Source organism: Ruegeria sp. G10 (genome assembly GCF_056533645.1).
This window is the reverse complement of the sequence record NZ_JBQFOQ010000005.1, coordinates 142626-157121: the sequence shown is the minus strand read 5'-3', so window position 1 is coordinate 157121 and position 14496 is coordinate 142626. Positions and strand designations below refer to the sequence as shown.

General features: G+C 49.1%; 14 protein-coding genes. 2 read left to right on the top strand and 12 right to left on the bottom strand.

Annotation, left to right across the window (positions count from 1 at the left end; translation table 11 throughout):
* Positions 1-139 precede the first annotated feature (139 nt).
* From ACR0KM_RS10885 to ACR0KM_RS10870, 4 genes are all read right to left on the bottom strand, one after another.
* The gene (locus ACR0KM_RS10885) at positions 140-1216 is read right to left on the bottom strand and encodes a hypothetical protein (protein ID WP_480859732.1); all 1077 of its coding nucleotides are present in this window, start codon (positions 1214-1216) and stop codon (positions 140-142) included.
* 86 nt (positions 1217-1302) lie between these two features.
* Positions 1303-1839 (bottom strand): cysteine hydrolase family protein, encoded by a 537-nt coding sequence (locus ACR0KM_RS10880; RefSeq protein ID WP_480865489.1) that lies wholly within the window; start codon positions 1837-1839, stop codon positions 1303-1305.
* A 315-nt stretch (positions 1840-2154) separates the two neighbouring features.
* A complete protein-coding gene (locus tag ACR0KM_RS10875) occupies positions 2155-3015 on the bottom strand; it encodes a hypothetical protein (RefSeq protein WP_480859728.1) in 861 nt (286 codons plus the stop codon).
* A 379-nt stretch (positions 3016-3394) separates the two neighbouring features.
* A complete protein-coding gene (locus tag ACR0KM_RS10870) occupies positions 3395-4372 on the bottom strand; it encodes an IS110 family RNA-guided transposase (RefSeq protein ID WP_480859726.1) in 978 nt (325 codons plus the stop codon).
* 687 nt (positions 4373-5059) lie between these two features.
* Here ACR0KM_RS10870 and ACR0KM_RS10865 point away from each other — a divergent pair.
* Entirely contained in the window at positions 5060-5566 is a 507-nt protein-coding gene (locus ACR0KM_RS10865) for an antirestriction protein ArdA (protein ID WP_480859724.1), read from the top strand.
* 78 nt (positions 5567-5644) lie between these two features.
* Here ACR0KM_RS10865 and ACR0KM_RS10860 read toward each other — a convergent pair whose 3' ends face one another.
* Positions 5645-6259 carry a hypothetical protein gene (locus ACR0KM_RS10860; protein WP_480859722.1) on the bottom strand — a complete coding sequence of 205 codons (615 nt, stop codon included), beginning with the start codon at positions 6257-6259 and terminating at the stop codon, positions 5645-5647.
* Positions 6260-6470: 211 nt separating this feature from the next.
* On the opposite strand from ACR0KM_RS10860, the gene ACR0KM_RS10855 reads away from it, so the two are divergent.
* Positions 6471-7139, top strand: coding sequence for a recombinase family protein (locus ACR0KM_RS10855; protein WP_480859721.1), 669 nt, complete (start codon positions 6471-6473; stop codon positions 7137-7139).
* Positions 7140-7421: 282 nt separating this feature from the next.
* On the opposite strand, the gene ACR0KM_RS10850 is transcribed toward ACR0KM_RS10855, so the two are convergent.
* The 7 genes from ACR0KM_RS10850 to ACR0KM_RS10820 form a co-directional block, all read right to left on the bottom strand.
* On the bottom strand, positions 7422-7994 hold the full coding sequence (locus tag ACR0KM_RS10850; protein WP_480796562.1) for a hypothetical protein: 573 nt from the start codon (positions 7992-7994) through the stop codon (positions 7422-7424).
* Positions 7991-9085, bottom strand: coding sequence for an ROK family protein (locus tag ACR0KM_RS10845; protein WP_480859716.1), 1095 nt, complete (start codon positions 9083-9085; stop codon positions 7991-7993). Before ACR0KM_RS10845 ends, ACR0KM_RS10850 begins: the two co-directional genes overlap by 4 nt.
* Before the next feature lie 161 nt (positions 9086-9246).
* A complete protein-coding gene (locus ACR0KM_RS10840) occupies positions 9247-9894 on the bottom strand; it encodes a hypothetical protein (protein WP_480859714.1) in 648 nt (215 codons plus the stop codon).
* Positions 9895-9933: 39 nt separating this feature from the next.
* Positions 9934-10497: a DUF7678 domain-containing protein gene (locus tag ACR0KM_RS10835; protein ID WP_480859712.1), complete on the bottom strand. Its 564-nt coding sequence runs from the start codon at positions 10495-10497 to the stop codon at positions 9934-9936.
* A gap of 12 nt (positions 10498-10509) precedes the next feature.
* On the bottom strand, positions 10510-12225 hold the full coding sequence (locus ACR0KM_RS10830) for a type IV secretory system conjugative DNA transfer family protein (RefSeq protein WP_480859710.1): 1716 nt from the start codon (positions 12223-12225) through the stop codon (positions 10510-10512).
* 24 nt (positions 12226-12249) lie between these two features.
* Positions 12250-13515 carry a relaxase/mobilization nuclease domain-containing protein gene (locus ACR0KM_RS10825; RefSeq protein ID WP_480859708.1) on the bottom strand — a complete coding sequence of 422 codons (1266 nt, stop codon included), beginning with the start codon at positions 13513-13515 and terminating at the stop codon, positions 12250-12252.
* Entirely contained in the window at positions 13512-13793 is a 282-nt protein-coding gene (locus ACR0KM_RS10820; RefSeq protein WP_480859706.1) for a hypothetical protein, read from the bottom strand. Before ACR0KM_RS10820 ends, ACR0KM_RS10825 begins: the two co-directional genes overlap by 4 nt.
* Positions 13794-14496 lie beyond the last annotated feature (703 nt).

Here is a 14496-nt window from a genome sequence, read left to right as displayed (position 1 = left end):
AAAACCTGTAAATCATCATACTCAGCACCACGTTTAGACGGGCGTATTCTTGAAATATCGTTTCACCTACGGGTGAATTCTTACCGCCCCGATCAAGGCTCTAGATTGAAAGGACGCCTTACCTTTGCAGAAATAAAATCTATCGAATCCTCAGAATAGCCAGCAATCCGACGACAAACAAAACTAGCGTCACACCCCATCCGACTCTGGCGTCCACCAGAAGAGGAAGAGGAATTAGAACTTCCATAACAGATCCAATTGCCGCAATAAAAAGTAAACCTTCAATTGTTTTCTGGTATAAGCTGTTTCGTCGAGATATTTGAGTTTCGTTGTATTTTTCCACTAAATTCATTTTCAGCTTTAGTCGATCTATTTCTCCTAGCAGCTTCGATGTCTTCACCATCGCGCGAAAAAATGTGTCTGCCCGACTGGAAAACGTAGAAGAAATAGCACTTTTGGCATCATCAAAAGCGCGAACAAATTGCCAATACATTTCTTGAAAGTGAGGAACATCCGCGCCACCTTCAAAAACTTGATCCGCGTACTCACTAAATACAAAGCACCTATTCCAAGTCGCTTGAAGTCTAGCTTCCAAACAAATCAAAAGATGTTTTGTTCTTTGGTAGGCTTCCTCCTCCATTGAGTAGCTCAATATTGCTGCCCATGTAATATATGTCGTCGTTCTCGATGATGGGTCAATGTCGCGGATGCTCTCAAAAACTCTATGGTCCGGCGGTGGAAATATGACGTTTCGATCTTCATATTCCTTTGATGAAACCATATCATCCATGTCTAGAATTGAAGGTTCAGATAATATCTTCAGTAGGGTTTTTTCTTTTTCATCTATTCTTTGGTTTCGAAGAATAGATGAAAATCCAAATACATAATTTACTTTAACAGGCAGGTCAGGTCTATCTATCTCTTCTTTAATTATCGACAAGACATCTAAAAGGATTCTAGGTTTCCCAGATTCGATCATTGCAAAGTGCCTTGCCGATCTAGCGGTTAACTCGGCTTCTACGAATTCCTCACTGAGTTCATCAAATATATCTTCTTCTTCGAGTACGAGACAGATTGACGATTCACAAAAGAACACCCACGCAGGTTGGTCATATGAAACAAGAGAGTAAACGTTTGTGTTTAGAGGACTGACTTCTTTCATGACCTCGCGTAGAGCGCGATCTTTTGATTGATAGGCAATCAGTTGGTCTCGCACGAGGCGCGATTCGACCTTTTGTCGAAATTTCCTCGTGAAAAGTTCGACCGGAATCACTGATATTCTTGAAATTTTAGCCAACAGACTTAACGTATTTGACCTTTTCCAATAAACCTAGCAAGCGTGCGGAGTGCATATTCATGGTGATCTCTACCAGCAGTGCTGCCACAATAGTCTTTGAGCACAATTGGCTCGATTCCAGCCTCGAATAAGTCAACGGCGCATTTGGTTACACATATGTCGGTATCTATGCCGCATATATCTATAGTTTCTATCTCATTCGCGGCTAAGTAGCTTAAGAAATTCTCTCCGACACAGGTGTAGATAGGTTTTTCTACTACAAGTGCATCCTTTCTGAGATCAAATGCTAAGTCGAATTCACTGCTGTCCCTTTGGAGACGAGTCCACCCAATAAGCTTCCTGTAGAATGACCCTTCTTCGTTGAAAAACTGAGTGGCAACTACGTATTCGTAGGAATGCTGTAGCTGTTCCACTAGAGTGGGTATGTGCTTAGTCGAGCCGTTGACGAACCCATTCTGTACGTCAACAATCAACAAGGCGTTTGATGTATTCACTTGGTCACTCATCGGTTGAAGTTTCTCAAATTCTTTGATGAAACTCAACAGCTTCCGATACGACCGGCTTCTTGCTGTATGTGACGTCAACTCGTGTTGACTCAACCTCCTTCCGCTTTGTTTTAGACCGTAGTGTGTTTCTGGGCCTGAAGCAGCAGTACGCGACTACGATGTCCCGCTTTTGCTGTGGTTTATTTGGGCACTATACGGCATTGGTGAATACCGCAAGCATCTGTGTGAAAAATCAAGCATGATTTACAGGTTTTCCCTCGTTTGAGCTGTATGAAGGCTCTACTCGAAAAACCTGTAAAGCATCATATATTCAGCATCACGCTTAAACAGGCGCATTTTTGAAATATCGTTTTACCTACGGGCGAACTTTTGACCATCCCAACCAATGCTATAGTTTGAAAGGTCGTTACCATACCCGCTGATGGTCGGATGAACGCCTTCACCCACTTGCGCACCAATTCCCAAATACGCCACCTCGAAGTTCAGGATATCTCCGCGCATCAAGTAGATAGCAATTTCGCAAGCTCGAGCGCCACAAGTTATACTGGTCTGCGGCAAGCCTGTGCAACTAATCGCACCGTCATCAAGTATGAGGTCATCTCTATTGTCACCATCAAGGTCAGCGACCGTTATGCCTTGGGGGTTGTACATCCCACTTCTGCCGTCGCAACCGTAGGTTATCCGTTCATTGATTAGATTTTTTACAACGTTGGAAAGTGGAGAAGTTGTGCCCGCCGTGTCGCCACTTTCCGGCGAAATCAACTCTGGAAACAGACCTTGAACAATTTCGTTCACATCGCTTCGAACTGTTTCGGAGCCCTTGCACGCTGCCTCGGAAAAACACTCGTTGCTCAACGAAATAACCTGCCAGATGTCCAAAACAGCCTTTTCAATCAGAGGCTGGGGTATTTGATGTGCAGTCAATTCAGCCAACAGCCCCTGCCCAAAATCGCTGCTTCTTTGGCTATCAAGTTGAAACTTAACAATTGTGGCGTCATGGCGGTCTATTGCGTAGAGGTATTCTATGCGACTTGTATCCAGTTCTAGCTGTACGAGATATCGTAGCAATGCTGGATTAACCACATCGGTCATGTTCCGCATCAGCTCAAATGACTGATCATTTCGAACCAACTCCAGAAGAGTTTGGTTCTCTGCGCTCGAACTTGAGGGTACTGTTCCCACTGCGACCGCTAGCGCCTTCAGTAGCTTCATTTTCGATAGTCCTTTTCGAAGGGTAGAGATAGTCGAGCATTAACAGCGCTCTACCGACAATGAATTTTTCATATGCTTTGCCACATCCGTTTTCTGAGATGTAGTTTCTGAGTTTTGCGTAGTCACTCGAACACGCCCACTCAACGAATTCCATTGAATAATGGCCCTTAGATCGAACTTGAGCCGAAGCTGCTGCCCTGTGGCAAGCGTCAAACATCGAAAAACCGCCATGCAATGAACAAGGGGACGTATTGCCAAGAATGTCGACTTCTTTTTGTTGCGCGAAAGAAACCAAGGGGACAAACACTAGAAAAGCCAAAGAAGAATAAAATATTATATTCACTTCAATATCTTATCATAAATTGTGAAAGCTTGTAAATCAGCACGTTTCGTCCTGTGGTGCATGCTTTGACCAAAGCCGTTCTTCTGCGATCAGTGTATTGGCGATGATCGCCAACTTTCTCATGACTGCCGTCAGCGCGACCTTTGGGTTTTTCCCGCGCCGTATGAGATTTCGGTAGAATTGCCCCAATGGATCAGCTCGACTGATCGAGCTGACTGCGCACATATAGAGCGCATTGCGAACTGATCGGCGGCCACCACGGATCATGCGATTGCCGTGCTTCGTTCCGCTATCCCAGTTCATTGGGGCAACGCCAGCTAGAGCGGCAATCTCTTTAGCGTTCAGTCTGCCAAGTTCAGGAAGATCCGATAGCAAGGTTGAGGCCGTGATCCGTCCGATGTTTGGGATAGATGTCAGAATTTCAAAACGCTTTTTCAGATTCGGTGTCGTGCTGATCAGCGTTTGGATTTCGTTTTCCAAAGCGATCTTGTGTCGGCCACATAGTGCGATCCTTGCTTTCATTTGCCGCCGAACCAACGGACTATCCGTCGTTTGAATCTGGCGTTTTAGATCAGTGACTTCATTGATGACTTGGCGTCTTGCGGTTTGAAGATCGCTCAAATTTCGTGTTTGGTCGTCTTCCGGTACGGTTGGTCCTGGTCGCATTCGCTCAGCAAAATGCGCCAACATCTCGGCGTCGATCTTATCCGTCTTCGCCATTTTGCCCATGCTATCTGAGAATTGGCGAGGCCGAAATGGATTCACAACCGCAACAGTGATCCCGGCATCGTGCATCATTTTGTGCGCGGTTCGGTGGTATTTGCTGGTCGCTTCAAGCGTGACCAGTTTGACATCGTATTCCTTGAGTTTGCCAATAAGAATACGAATGGCTTTGCTATCATTTGCGACCTGCATCTGGCGTCCATGTGGATGGACGAAAACATCGAGTTGGCTTTTGCCAACATCAATGCCGACATAGGCTGCTGATGGTTGTCGAGTTATCTTTTCTTGCATTCGAGACATCTTGAGATTCTCCTTCATCTGTTCAGATCAATTGACGTTGTATGATCCGATCCAGCTTGCGGGTGGTCCTCAAAGACCCAAGATGTGTTCGACCCAAATCATACGCTGGCAAATCCACCAGCGGGCCAAGCATTGCAAAAACCGGGCCTTAAGAAATGATGCAAGATGTGTGCGGTAGTACCGCACATCTTGGCAAGGGGGTCCGCTGCGCGCCCCCGTTGCATCCCCCTAGGCTGTGGCTGGAGCAGGGCATTGAGCCCTGAATCAGCCAGCAAACAGATCGGTGTTTGATCCCTCGTCAGGGAGAAGTCATCTCTCCCCAACACCCCATAGATCAACCCTGCGCGGATTGAATGCCGCCAGCTTATCGAAGCTGAACCCGAGCAAGGAGATTTCACTCTCCCTGCACCCATAGACTTGGGATGCTTTCCTGCCCCCAAGACCCCAGACCATGTTCATGGAGACCAAACGGTTCATCCCGTTGGATTGCTGTCTTAGGGCTGCCGCCCCCAACGCGGCACAAAGGGTGGGTCCTCGCCATGCTCGCTTCATGTGCATTGCAGCTGCGCGTGGCTCTGGTCCCGCGTAACCGCGCCTTTGTTCCTTGCACCCCCGCTCCTCGGCGGAAGCCAGACGGTTGCATGCGCAACCCGTCATGAATGAGAGGAGAAAAAGACAATGCCGCAACTATACGCACAACCATATGATACTTCCGCCACTGGGTTTTACTTTGAGAGCTTGGATGATTTCAGGAGGAAAGCTAGGGCAAATAAAAACGACCACGGCGATGCTGTTGAGGAATACGAAATCCAATTCATTGATGGGGATCATATCGACTGTGATCTGGCCAAGGCATGGGGGATTAATCAAACGAACACGGGATCATATTTCGATGCCTGTGACGGTTGGGAACCATTCCAGAAGATGATCTTTATCATCGCCGTAGGTGAAGTTGGATACAGCTTCGACCCTGACGACGTACATCCAGAGGAGTTTGAAGTTGAACTGTATCATGTGGACAGCATGAAGGAACTAGCAGAACAAATGATTGATGAAGGGCTCTTTGGGGATATTCCGGACCACTTGGAGCGTTACATTGATATTGATGCCATCGCCCACGATCTGTCCCATGACTACACAGAAACTGAAATTGCTGGAGAATATCTGATCTATCGAGCGGCGTAGTGCATTCCATTCACGGCTTACTTGATCATAGTTAGAATGCCCCTTTGGGGGCATTCTAGGCTGGCGTGATAGGATTCATCACTGCTGACGCTTGGTTTTTTTCCAGCGTGACAGGCTGAGACAGCCAAAGGCGATAGCCAGAGCCAGGAACACAAAGAAACCCGCTTTGTCCTCGGGAAAGGCATTCTCAAACCCGCCGTGGCGTTCTGTGAAGGAATAGACGTTGTGTGCGAGGAATCCGAAACCACCACACAGCACAGCCAGCGTACCGGGATGTTTGAAAAACCGTGCCAACGCTTCCCCGGGATCACCCTCAATCAATGTCTTTGATTTATCCGACCTTGGACTGGCTGACGTATTTTGCATGTAGTGTGGAAAGTCGATCTTACGCCCCTCGACCTTGCCCATTTCAAAAAACTGGCTGACGGCCTCGAAGGCTTGAACGCGACTGACATCTTCGGGGATTGGAATGAACACCTCGGGATGATCCAGATATTTCAGCCGAATACAAAGACCAGACCCTTTCTTTGCTTTGCGTTTGGCGAGGACATTTGCAATGCCTGTGCCTGCTGCATTGCCGACGCTCTCACTGGATGCCAACAAACCACGCCCCAAATAGGCGGGCGATTTGATGATCGCATCCGGTTCGATCAAGCTCACGTCACGACAATCTTCATGCGCCGCCTCAATCATGGTCCATGACCCATCACGCTCTTTCGAAAAGATCATGAGTGTTGATGTATCGTTGCGAATGGCCAACCCACCAGTCTTGCGAACAACGGCATAGTCATGCGCGGTGACGGTGTGGAAATCGAATTTACGATGAATGTTCAAAGCAATCCCTTTCGTCGCTTGAGTCGTCGGATTGCCGGGGCCGAAAGGGGTCCCTTTTTCTACATTTACCATGATCGACGCGCCAAATCACTCAGGCGTTGATTATCCACAGAAATCTCAGATCAATGAGATCACCAAACCCAAACTCAGAGCGGCTTTGCAAAGGGACCCCTTTAGACAAGGACTTTTTGCTATGAAAACCGCTTGTTCGATGGATTTTACCTGTCACACTGGAAAGGTGAAACGGATTAAGCCAAGGAAAAACGTACCCCTTCAATATGAAACCCGGCAGGGAGTTAAGGTTGGTTATGTTCGCGTCTCTGATGCGGACCAGTCAGAAGCCCTTCAGATTGATGCGCTGGAAGTTGCAAGCTGTACGAGGCTCTATACGGATCACGGAGTATCGGGGGCCGACACAGCAAGACCTGCGCTCGATCAGATGTTGAGCGATCTGAACAGGGGGGATACCCTAACTGTTTGGAAGTTGGACAGGTTGGGTCGATCAACGATCCATTTGCTAACGATCTTGGAAGACCTACAAAACCGGGGCATCCACTTCCACGCCATCACCCAAGGTATTGACACGTCAACAGCCGTGGGGCGCATGATCTTTGGTCAACTCGCAGTTTTTGCAGAGTATGAGCGGTCTCTGATTTCTGAGCGCACTAAGGCAGGAATGAAAGCCGCAAAGGAGCGTGGTGTCCATTTGGGAAGACCCAAAAGGTCTCCCCAAACGTAGATCGTTTGAACGTATCACAGCTCTGTCCGCTCAGTTGTTTCCGTGGATTTTTCCGTCCGGTGTCTGAACTTGACCTTTCCCAACGTTGATACCCTGCACAACAGTTCCCCCAATGTTAACGTGCCCAGTTCCACCGTTGATACGCTGTTCCCCCGGAATCGGTAGGGGGGTTCCAGTGCCTTTGCTGCTCATCGCTTTGTCTCCACTATAGGACACGGCACCATACCGAGCCTTAGAAGACCTGATAAATCACTTTTGCCACAAAGTCAAACAGTAACGTTTTTATTTATCTAAACTTCGAGAGCGCAGGTGTTTCCTTGTTCGTTCTCGTTGCTTCTCTTTTCGCAAAGTAAGGATTTCGCTGTCTGACATGCCCACGTAACGAGCCGCCTTGCCGCGTGCAGTAGGGAGCGCGGTGTCTAAGTCAGCAGGGATCCCGTGCTTGTATAATGCCCGATAGGCGGATTCATCGACAATGCGTAGCACCGGTCTTGGTAGCCCGCCGGGTTGACTCAGCCATGGTTTGTAAACGCGGCGCACAAACGCATCTGGCTTTTCCTTTCGATCTTTTCGGTTTTTGTAGAGTTCAGGGGCGACTTCGGGTAACGGAAGTTTCGGTTTGCTCAATCGCTCAAAAATGGCTTGAATTGCTTGAGTACGATTTGAGCCACTGATCGCATTGTCATCTAATTTGCTCTCCGCAAACTCTATAATTTCTTGAATTACCTTATCTTCCAAATCCCAATCAGTATAATATTTCTGACTAAAATAGTCAAATTTAGGTTTCTGATCCAAGGAAGCTTCGGTATCCTCGGTGATCAAAGAAGAAGGCTGGGTGTTTTCTGTCGGCTTCATAGGGGTTGGATTCCTCTTTGATAAGCTTCAAATTGAGCAACGCTTTCGGGTTTTGATTTCCGAATTAGCCGTTCGACAATACGCAGCCCACCTTTGACGCCCGAGTCTCTGTCAGCTTGGGGCACAATGAACCGAGACAAGTCTTGCATCTGGGGGTAGCCCGGATAAACCTCTTCTAAATTTTCGCGATCTAACAAAAGATTGTGAAAGTGCCGCCTCAAAGAGTCATGAAACATGGTGTTGTCAGCAATGCGCCCCCCTACAACAATCTTTACGGGCGATGTCATAAGCACGAAATCTGAGAGCATTTGTGCAACATAGAAGGCAATCAAAGAGACGGCATGAAAGTCGTCAGTGCCAATAAACACATCAGAATTCATGTTTGGCCATCGTTGTTTTATCGCTCTCAGTGACGCTAAGCTATCCAGGCATGGGCGATTTGGGTGCGCGGCACATATGGCGTAATCTGACAATGCAAACTCGTCCCTCGGAGCGGGGAGAACTGCATGATGACCAGTGTTAATAGTCGATAACCCGTGAAAAGGTTCGCCTTCTACTATCAGCCCCGCTTGTATTGACCAATCAGCTATTACAAACAGATGATTTCCGATTTTCTTGAGTTCGCTCCCTAGAGTTCCAGCCTCACGTGCTGCAAGCATTCTAGATTGGTACATAGTTGAGAACTCACCGGTAGCTGTAGCACCACCTTGATTGTAGAGGTAGATTACAACCTCGTCCGCGTTTTGGCTTTTCGCAGCCCTAAGATGTTTCCGGAACATAGTGATAGCGTTTTTGTTTCGCCAATGCGGAACTTCTGCGTTGCGCCCTATGAGGCCGTATTTCGGGTCATCTTTGTCAATGGTACGAAATGGCCCCGGGCAGATTAACCCAACACCCTCCAGTGTTGCTCCGTCCGTAAGCGCAGCTATTCCAAGTGCAGCTTGCCGGAGATCGCGGTCCATTTTCTTTGTATCTGGACCTGTTGATGCATCAACACGGTCCACGCGAGTACAGGAGGGGTCGTCGCGGTCCCGAACCGCAAATATTACATAGTCAGCCGCGAAATAGGCTGAAGCAATTGCACGTTCCATAGTGGTTTGTCGATGCCGTTTCAAAAAAAGTCAACACAGAACGCGTTTTGTTTTCTGCTTTGTGCATAGTTACCTTGATCTCACCAGTCATCTGCCATGCGAGCGCGTATGGACACGTTCAACACAGAGCCGCCTCCTAGCGCCCCATAGGTGGCTGGTGGTTAGTGGCGTCTGTCTGGCTTGATGAAAAGGGGCACATCGACGCCATTTTTATGAAGGCGTTCTTCGCTTTGAACCAAAAGCATCTCTGCATGGCCTGAAAAACTGAACCGAAAGCCGTCATAGTCAGCCTTGCCCAGATCACATTTTTTTAGCCAGTCATCCATATCGACGCCTTGCGCGGACAGCCAATCAAAATGTTTCCAGTGCTTAAGAGGCAAAGAGATAACTTCGTCATTGCCTGATGCGTTTTTAACGACACGGGGTAGACGCTCATCTCGGTTGGGTTCTTGTCCGGGATGAGCGCGCGGAAAAAGCTCGCTGCATTCACCGCGTCTGACGGCTTCTAAGAACTCATCGTAGGCATCAGGAGGGGAGGCAGATGGGTCTGACAAACCTTGCTTGTATCGACTGCATTCCAGCTTCCAGAGCGATCCCCAGATGTGTTCGCTGAGCGTCATATCGACTGGGCGCATCACATCAATCTGCCGTACCCAGTCCTTCATGTCCCATTCTTGAGCTTCGCACCAATCGAAGTAATCCCACCACCCTTTGGGCATGACCACATTTTCTTCCGTGCCAAGCGCGTTGACCACCATTCGGCCTTCTTGCTCGGTTTCAGGGAAAAGTGGAAAGACTGGTTTATTCATCTGCAAATTATATCATAAATTCTGACCAATTTCTAGAAATCATAACTCTGGATCATTCTCGCGGTCTGGCGTTTTGAACTCGCGATCAAGACCGTTATCCATCGCTTTGGCTTCTTCAACGACTTGTTTTTCAACAAAGGTCTCAGGTTCTTTCAGCCATTGGCCTTTATCAAAATGCGCTAGTATCTCTTCGTTTCCAACTTCGCCTTGGGTGACGGTCAATCGAGAAATATAGCCGCCATCAATACCGCGACTGCTCATCTCATCTTCTTTGCGAACAAGCACCGTCAGACCTTTGTTTTCATATTGAACGGTGATGTCTTCACGATCCAGCCGAACCAGTTCTTCACGGTCGGGGACTTCTTCTGAGATGACCGATATGTTGACATTGCGAGTGCCCTTGATCGCTATCGTGCCCATAGGCGAAAAAGACGCTGCGCCGAGTGATTTGACCTGTTTGGGCTTGTGGGTTGGGGCGGTGGCATCCTTATCTGCAATGGTGCGAGGGTCTTCATCGGGTCTGAATTGAATCTTCTTGTTGTTCGCGTCATCACCTTTACGAAACTGAATGCCCTTGTTTGGTTTTTTGGGATCATCGGCCATCTTAAGAATTCCCTATCCTTGAATGTGATCGCTGGTGTCGGTCTTGCTGGATGCTCGGAGGTTTTTGCCCAGTCCACTCAATTTAGGGTCATCAAACCAACGTATTTCTTGAGCCATGAGCGGGTGCATATTCTCGATCAAGATAAGCTGTTGGCCCGGTTTGAGACGCATCAACTCGTCGGGATAGATCAGCTTGCGTTGCGATGCGGCGCGCGTATCAGAATTCGTATCGGTCGTATTCACGCTATTGTTGCTGCTGCCGAACGCATGCGAAAGGGCTGACGAGAAATTCCAAACCGTTGTTTCACCACACATGGACGAGAAATACTCGGAGGTCATTTTGTCCGACGAGCCGAAGTAGTTGATCATTCCGGCATTGGCGATGAATGACTGCCAGCCCTTGTCGTAGATGCGTTCAAGCTGATTCAGGTCTTGAACAACGGCCCAAAGCTGAATGCCAAATCCGGCCATTAGGCCGTAAGCCTGCTCAATCATGCTCAGCTTTCCGAGTGCGGCGAACTCATCCAGTATAAACAGGACAGGTTTTGGCGGTAGCACGTCGATGTTGCGGGCATTGATAGTGATTGCCTGTTGGACCAGCAGACGCAGCCAGCGGCCAAAAGTGTTCAACCGATCCGCAGGCAGTACGAGGTAAATTGTAGTTGGCTTTGTCTTTAAGTCTTCAAAACTGAAATCAGAGACCCGCAGATTGTCCTGAAGACGGGCACTATCCAGAAAGTGAGTCTGGGCTTGGGCGGACGCCATCACATTGGCAATCAGTTTTTGCTCTTTCTGCAAACACCGCGCCCCTGTGCTTGCGACGATGTGGTGGGGCGATTTGTACATATGCTTGAAAAACTCTTGCTGCATTTCACCATCAAGCAATAAGAGTTCGCGGACGCGCCCAAGATGGCGTTGACCATCTTCTTGCGGGTCAGTGGCAACATAGAGAATGACGCCTTGGATAAGGGCTTTGGCCTCTTCGGTCCAAAAGCTGTCAGAGTGATTGTCTCCGACAACAAGCGCATCTGCCAGAAGCATCGAGTTTTCCCCGATGTCAGGATCATCCGCTTGCAACCAGTCGAGCGGGTTGAAACGGGATGGTTCGATGGTGTCATTGTTCACGATGTTCCATGGGTCAACGATCCGAACATCTTGGCCCATTGCCTTGCGACGATCCGCTGTGATTTTGGCGTTTTCGCCTTTGGGATCAATGATCAGGACGGAGCCCTGATATGTCAGGAGATTGGGCACGATCTGAGTTGTGCCTTTGCCCGCGCGAGTTGGGGCAATCGTCAGGAGATGCCGATCACCGCCATATGAAATTTTCTCTGAACCTGCTGCGGTGAAGATTCTGCCTAACCTAATCCCGTTTGAGCCAAGGACGCCGTTCTCGGCGGCATCCTCAGGCGTAGCCCAGCGGCTGGACCCGAATGTTGTAGGCGGCGAGAATGCCCCAGAGAACCAACCCAATCGCCAATAGCGGAAACCGACAATGAAACCGGCCACAGCAAGGATGATGGCGGCATTCCAAGCGAGGATGGCCCAAGGCGTAAGGACCAGTGCGGCCAATCCTAGGCCAATGACTGGCACGGCAAATCGCCGAAACTGCGCGGAGTTTGCGGAGAGCAGCCACCCAATGGCCAGCCCGATCAAAGTCATACCGACTATGATGCCGATACGAATGAACATGGGTGTATAACTCAGTTCTTGAGGGAGGTTCAGCATTCAAACATCCAGTTTTCTTAAGGATTAAAGGGACAAGCCAAGTCTGGGCTTGCGTGAAATTGATTTAGATGGAGCTTGGTTCGATTTACTCAGAGCTTGATTGATGGAGCGTGCCAAAAGCTGGCGCTCGCCTTGATGTCGTTTCTTCAGTGCAACAACTCGTTTTTGCAGGGCGCGACGTTCCTTCATCTGTTCCCAAACCATGAAATCTCGTTGCTTCTGATCGCGGCGGGCACAGGCGCGCGCTTCTTTTTCGTTTTGAGAACGAATGGATTTGGCTTTGCCTGTCAGGCGATCAAACAAGCCTCGCAGCCCCTTATTGAGCCTGTCGGATCGGGCCTTAGTTTCTTCGGTCCACCGTTTTACCTGACCGTCTCTTAGCTTCTGTCGCTCTTTTTGATGGGCATGTTTGAGGTTCGTATGCTCATCGCGTAGCGGGTCAAATTCGCGGGACTGGCGATCCTTTGTTTGAGAGATGAAGTCTCGCATTTGGCTGGTGACTTTGCCTCGAATGTCAGATTGCGTATCTGCAACCGACTGCAAGTTCTCAGGTGATCCCAGCTTAGCTCTGACATCCTTGGCTTTCAGGCCCGTCCATTTGGGAATGGCAAAGATATTCCCATCGACATCCAAAGCGACGAAGCCGCGCCGATCACCTTTGGCCAAGAAGTACCCTCGATCTTCAAGGGCGTTTTTGAAACCGATCTGGCTATCGCTGCACTCCCATGCCTGCTGGAACGCTTGTTTGATCTCGCGCGGGTCAAGATTCTGGCGCTTAGCTTGCTGCCATTCTTCCAAGGTAAAGTTGAGAGGGGATTTATTCCCGTAGGTCGCCAGACCATCCGGCAATTGCCACCCATGATCGAGAAAGAGGTCTCGGGACACATCCCGCAGCTTGTTTTTGAAATGGGGCAGATTGATCGCCTTCAACTCGTCGGCGTCAATGCGGGACCACACCACATGGGCGTGGCGACGGCCTTCTTTCTCATGGAGGATAATAGCGCGGGGTTGATCACTCAGGCCGAGCTTTTCTTCGGCCCGATCTGCCGCCTCAGTAAACGCATCCTCAGTGACATCATGCCCAACAGGTGGGTTCAAACTCAGTGAAAACATAAATTGCTTGCAACAGGTTGCTTTGGAAATGGCGTGTGCCTCGGATAAGGCACCATGAAGTTGATCAGATAAAAAACCACGAAACTCTAAGCATGAGACATGATCATTGTCACGCTCATTCATAAGGTGATCAGCCAAAGCCTTTGCACCGCCACGTTGTGAGCCTTTGAGGATCAAGATTTGACCCCTAACGCTTCAATCAGTGTAGCTCGCAGCCATGCCACCTCAGCAACGGCGCGCTTGAGGTCTGCTTCCAACTCCTCGTCAAGAATCAGAGTCCCTTGATTCAAGTGTTTGGCGATCTGGTTGAGATTACTCGACGTGCGAGTCTGACCAAGACGTGCCAGTACCTCAGCCAAGAGCTGTTGCTCTGCAACAGGTGGTTTTTTCCGCCTCCGGTATTTGGGGGCCTCGTCGGCAAAAACCACGGACTTGATGTATGAAGCCAACGGCATGGACCCAGCTTGGGATATTCCAGTCGCTTGCGCTCATCGTCGGTCAGTCTCAGGGAAAACGGGGCGGGGCGTGTCATGGACGCGGCCCCCGCAGAAACGATTTGTCGTGATCTTTCAGGATGTCATGCCAACGCTCTAGCTCGTTGAATACTTCATCTAAATCAGGTGTGTTTACGCAATCGGAAGAGTTCGAAGTCGCTCTTTTCGACCGCACCAGAAATCAATCCTGAACATCTGATTTTGCAATGAATGCAGTTTCTTGGGGGCGGTAGGTGATCCGAGGGCGCAATAATTTCACGTATTTCTGCCAAGCTGACGAACGATATCAGAACTCCTTTGTGTATCGTTACTATCTACAATGTTGCCCACGCGTGGATCGTCGAGCGAGACGCCGCGGAAACTGCTTTCGACTCGGCTGGTTCGAATTACTCTGTGCTCGTCGGTTTGGGTGTTCCTTGCTGATCCGCCAGTGGGACAAGAAGGTTTGTGCACTCCACCGTCTCCTATATTGCACCACCAATGGAGAGCGGAGTCTGCCCGAGGAATGCGTCCAAGGGCAACAGCGTGACCCGAGAGCCTCGGGCAAAAAACAGTTCAGATCTAGATCGGTGAATTGTTAACTGAGCGTTAACGGGATGTTTTGCGAGTATTCAACTGGGCCCGGGTATAAAGATGATGAACGGTCTCGCCCGATGATAGTTGA

What these genes read in the sequence shown, in the direction of transcription:
- ACR0KM_RS10875 (WP_480859728.1), bottom strand. Translation starts at nt 3,015, where the DNA reads ATGAAGCTACTGAAGGCGCTAGCGGTCGCAGTGGGAACAGTACCCTCA.
- ACR0KM_RS10870 (WP_480859726.1), bottom strand. Translation starts at nt 4,372, where the DNA reads ATGCAAGAAAAGATAACTCGACAACCATCAGCAGCCTATGTCGGCATT.
- ACR0KM_RS10865 (WP_480859724.1), top strand. Translation starts at nt 5,060, where the DNA reads ATGCCGCAACTATACGCACAACCATATGATACTTCCGCCACTGGGTTT.
- ACR0KM_RS10860 (WP_480859722.1), bottom strand. Translation starts at nt 6,259, where the DNA reads ATGATTGAGGCGGCGCATGAAGATTGTCGTGACGTGAGCTTGATCGAA.
- ACR0KM_RS10855 (WP_480859721.1), top strand. Translation starts at nt 6,471, where the DNA reads ATGATCGACGCGCCAAATCACTCAGGCGTTGATTATCCACAGAAATCT.
- ACR0KM_RS10850 (WP_480796562.1), bottom strand. Translation starts at nt 7,994, where the DNA reads ATGAAGCCGACAGAAAACACCCAGCCTTCTTCTTTGATCACCGAGGAT.
- ACR0KM_RS10845 (WP_480859716.1), bottom strand. Translation starts at nt 9,085, where the DNA reads ATGGAACGTGCAATTGCTTCAGCCTATTTCGCGGCTGACTATGTAATA.
- ACR0KM_RS10840 (WP_480859714.1), bottom strand. Translation starts at nt 9,894, where the DNA reads ATGAATAAACCAGTCTTTCCACTTTTCCCTGAAACCGAGCAAGAAGGC.
- ACR0KM_RS10835 (WP_480859712.1), bottom strand. Translation starts at nt 10,497, where the DNA reads ATGGCCGATGATCCCAAAAAACCAAACAAGGGCATTCAGTTTCGTAAA.
- ACR0KM_RS10830 (WP_480859710.1), bottom strand. Translation starts at nt 12,225, where the DNA reads ATGCTGAACCTCCCTCAAGAACTGAGTTATACACCCATGTTCATTCGT.
- ACR0KM_RS10820 (WP_480859706.1), bottom strand. Translation starts at nt 13,793, where the DNA reads ATGCCGTTGGCTTCATACATCAAGTCCGTGGTTTTTGCCGACGAGGCC.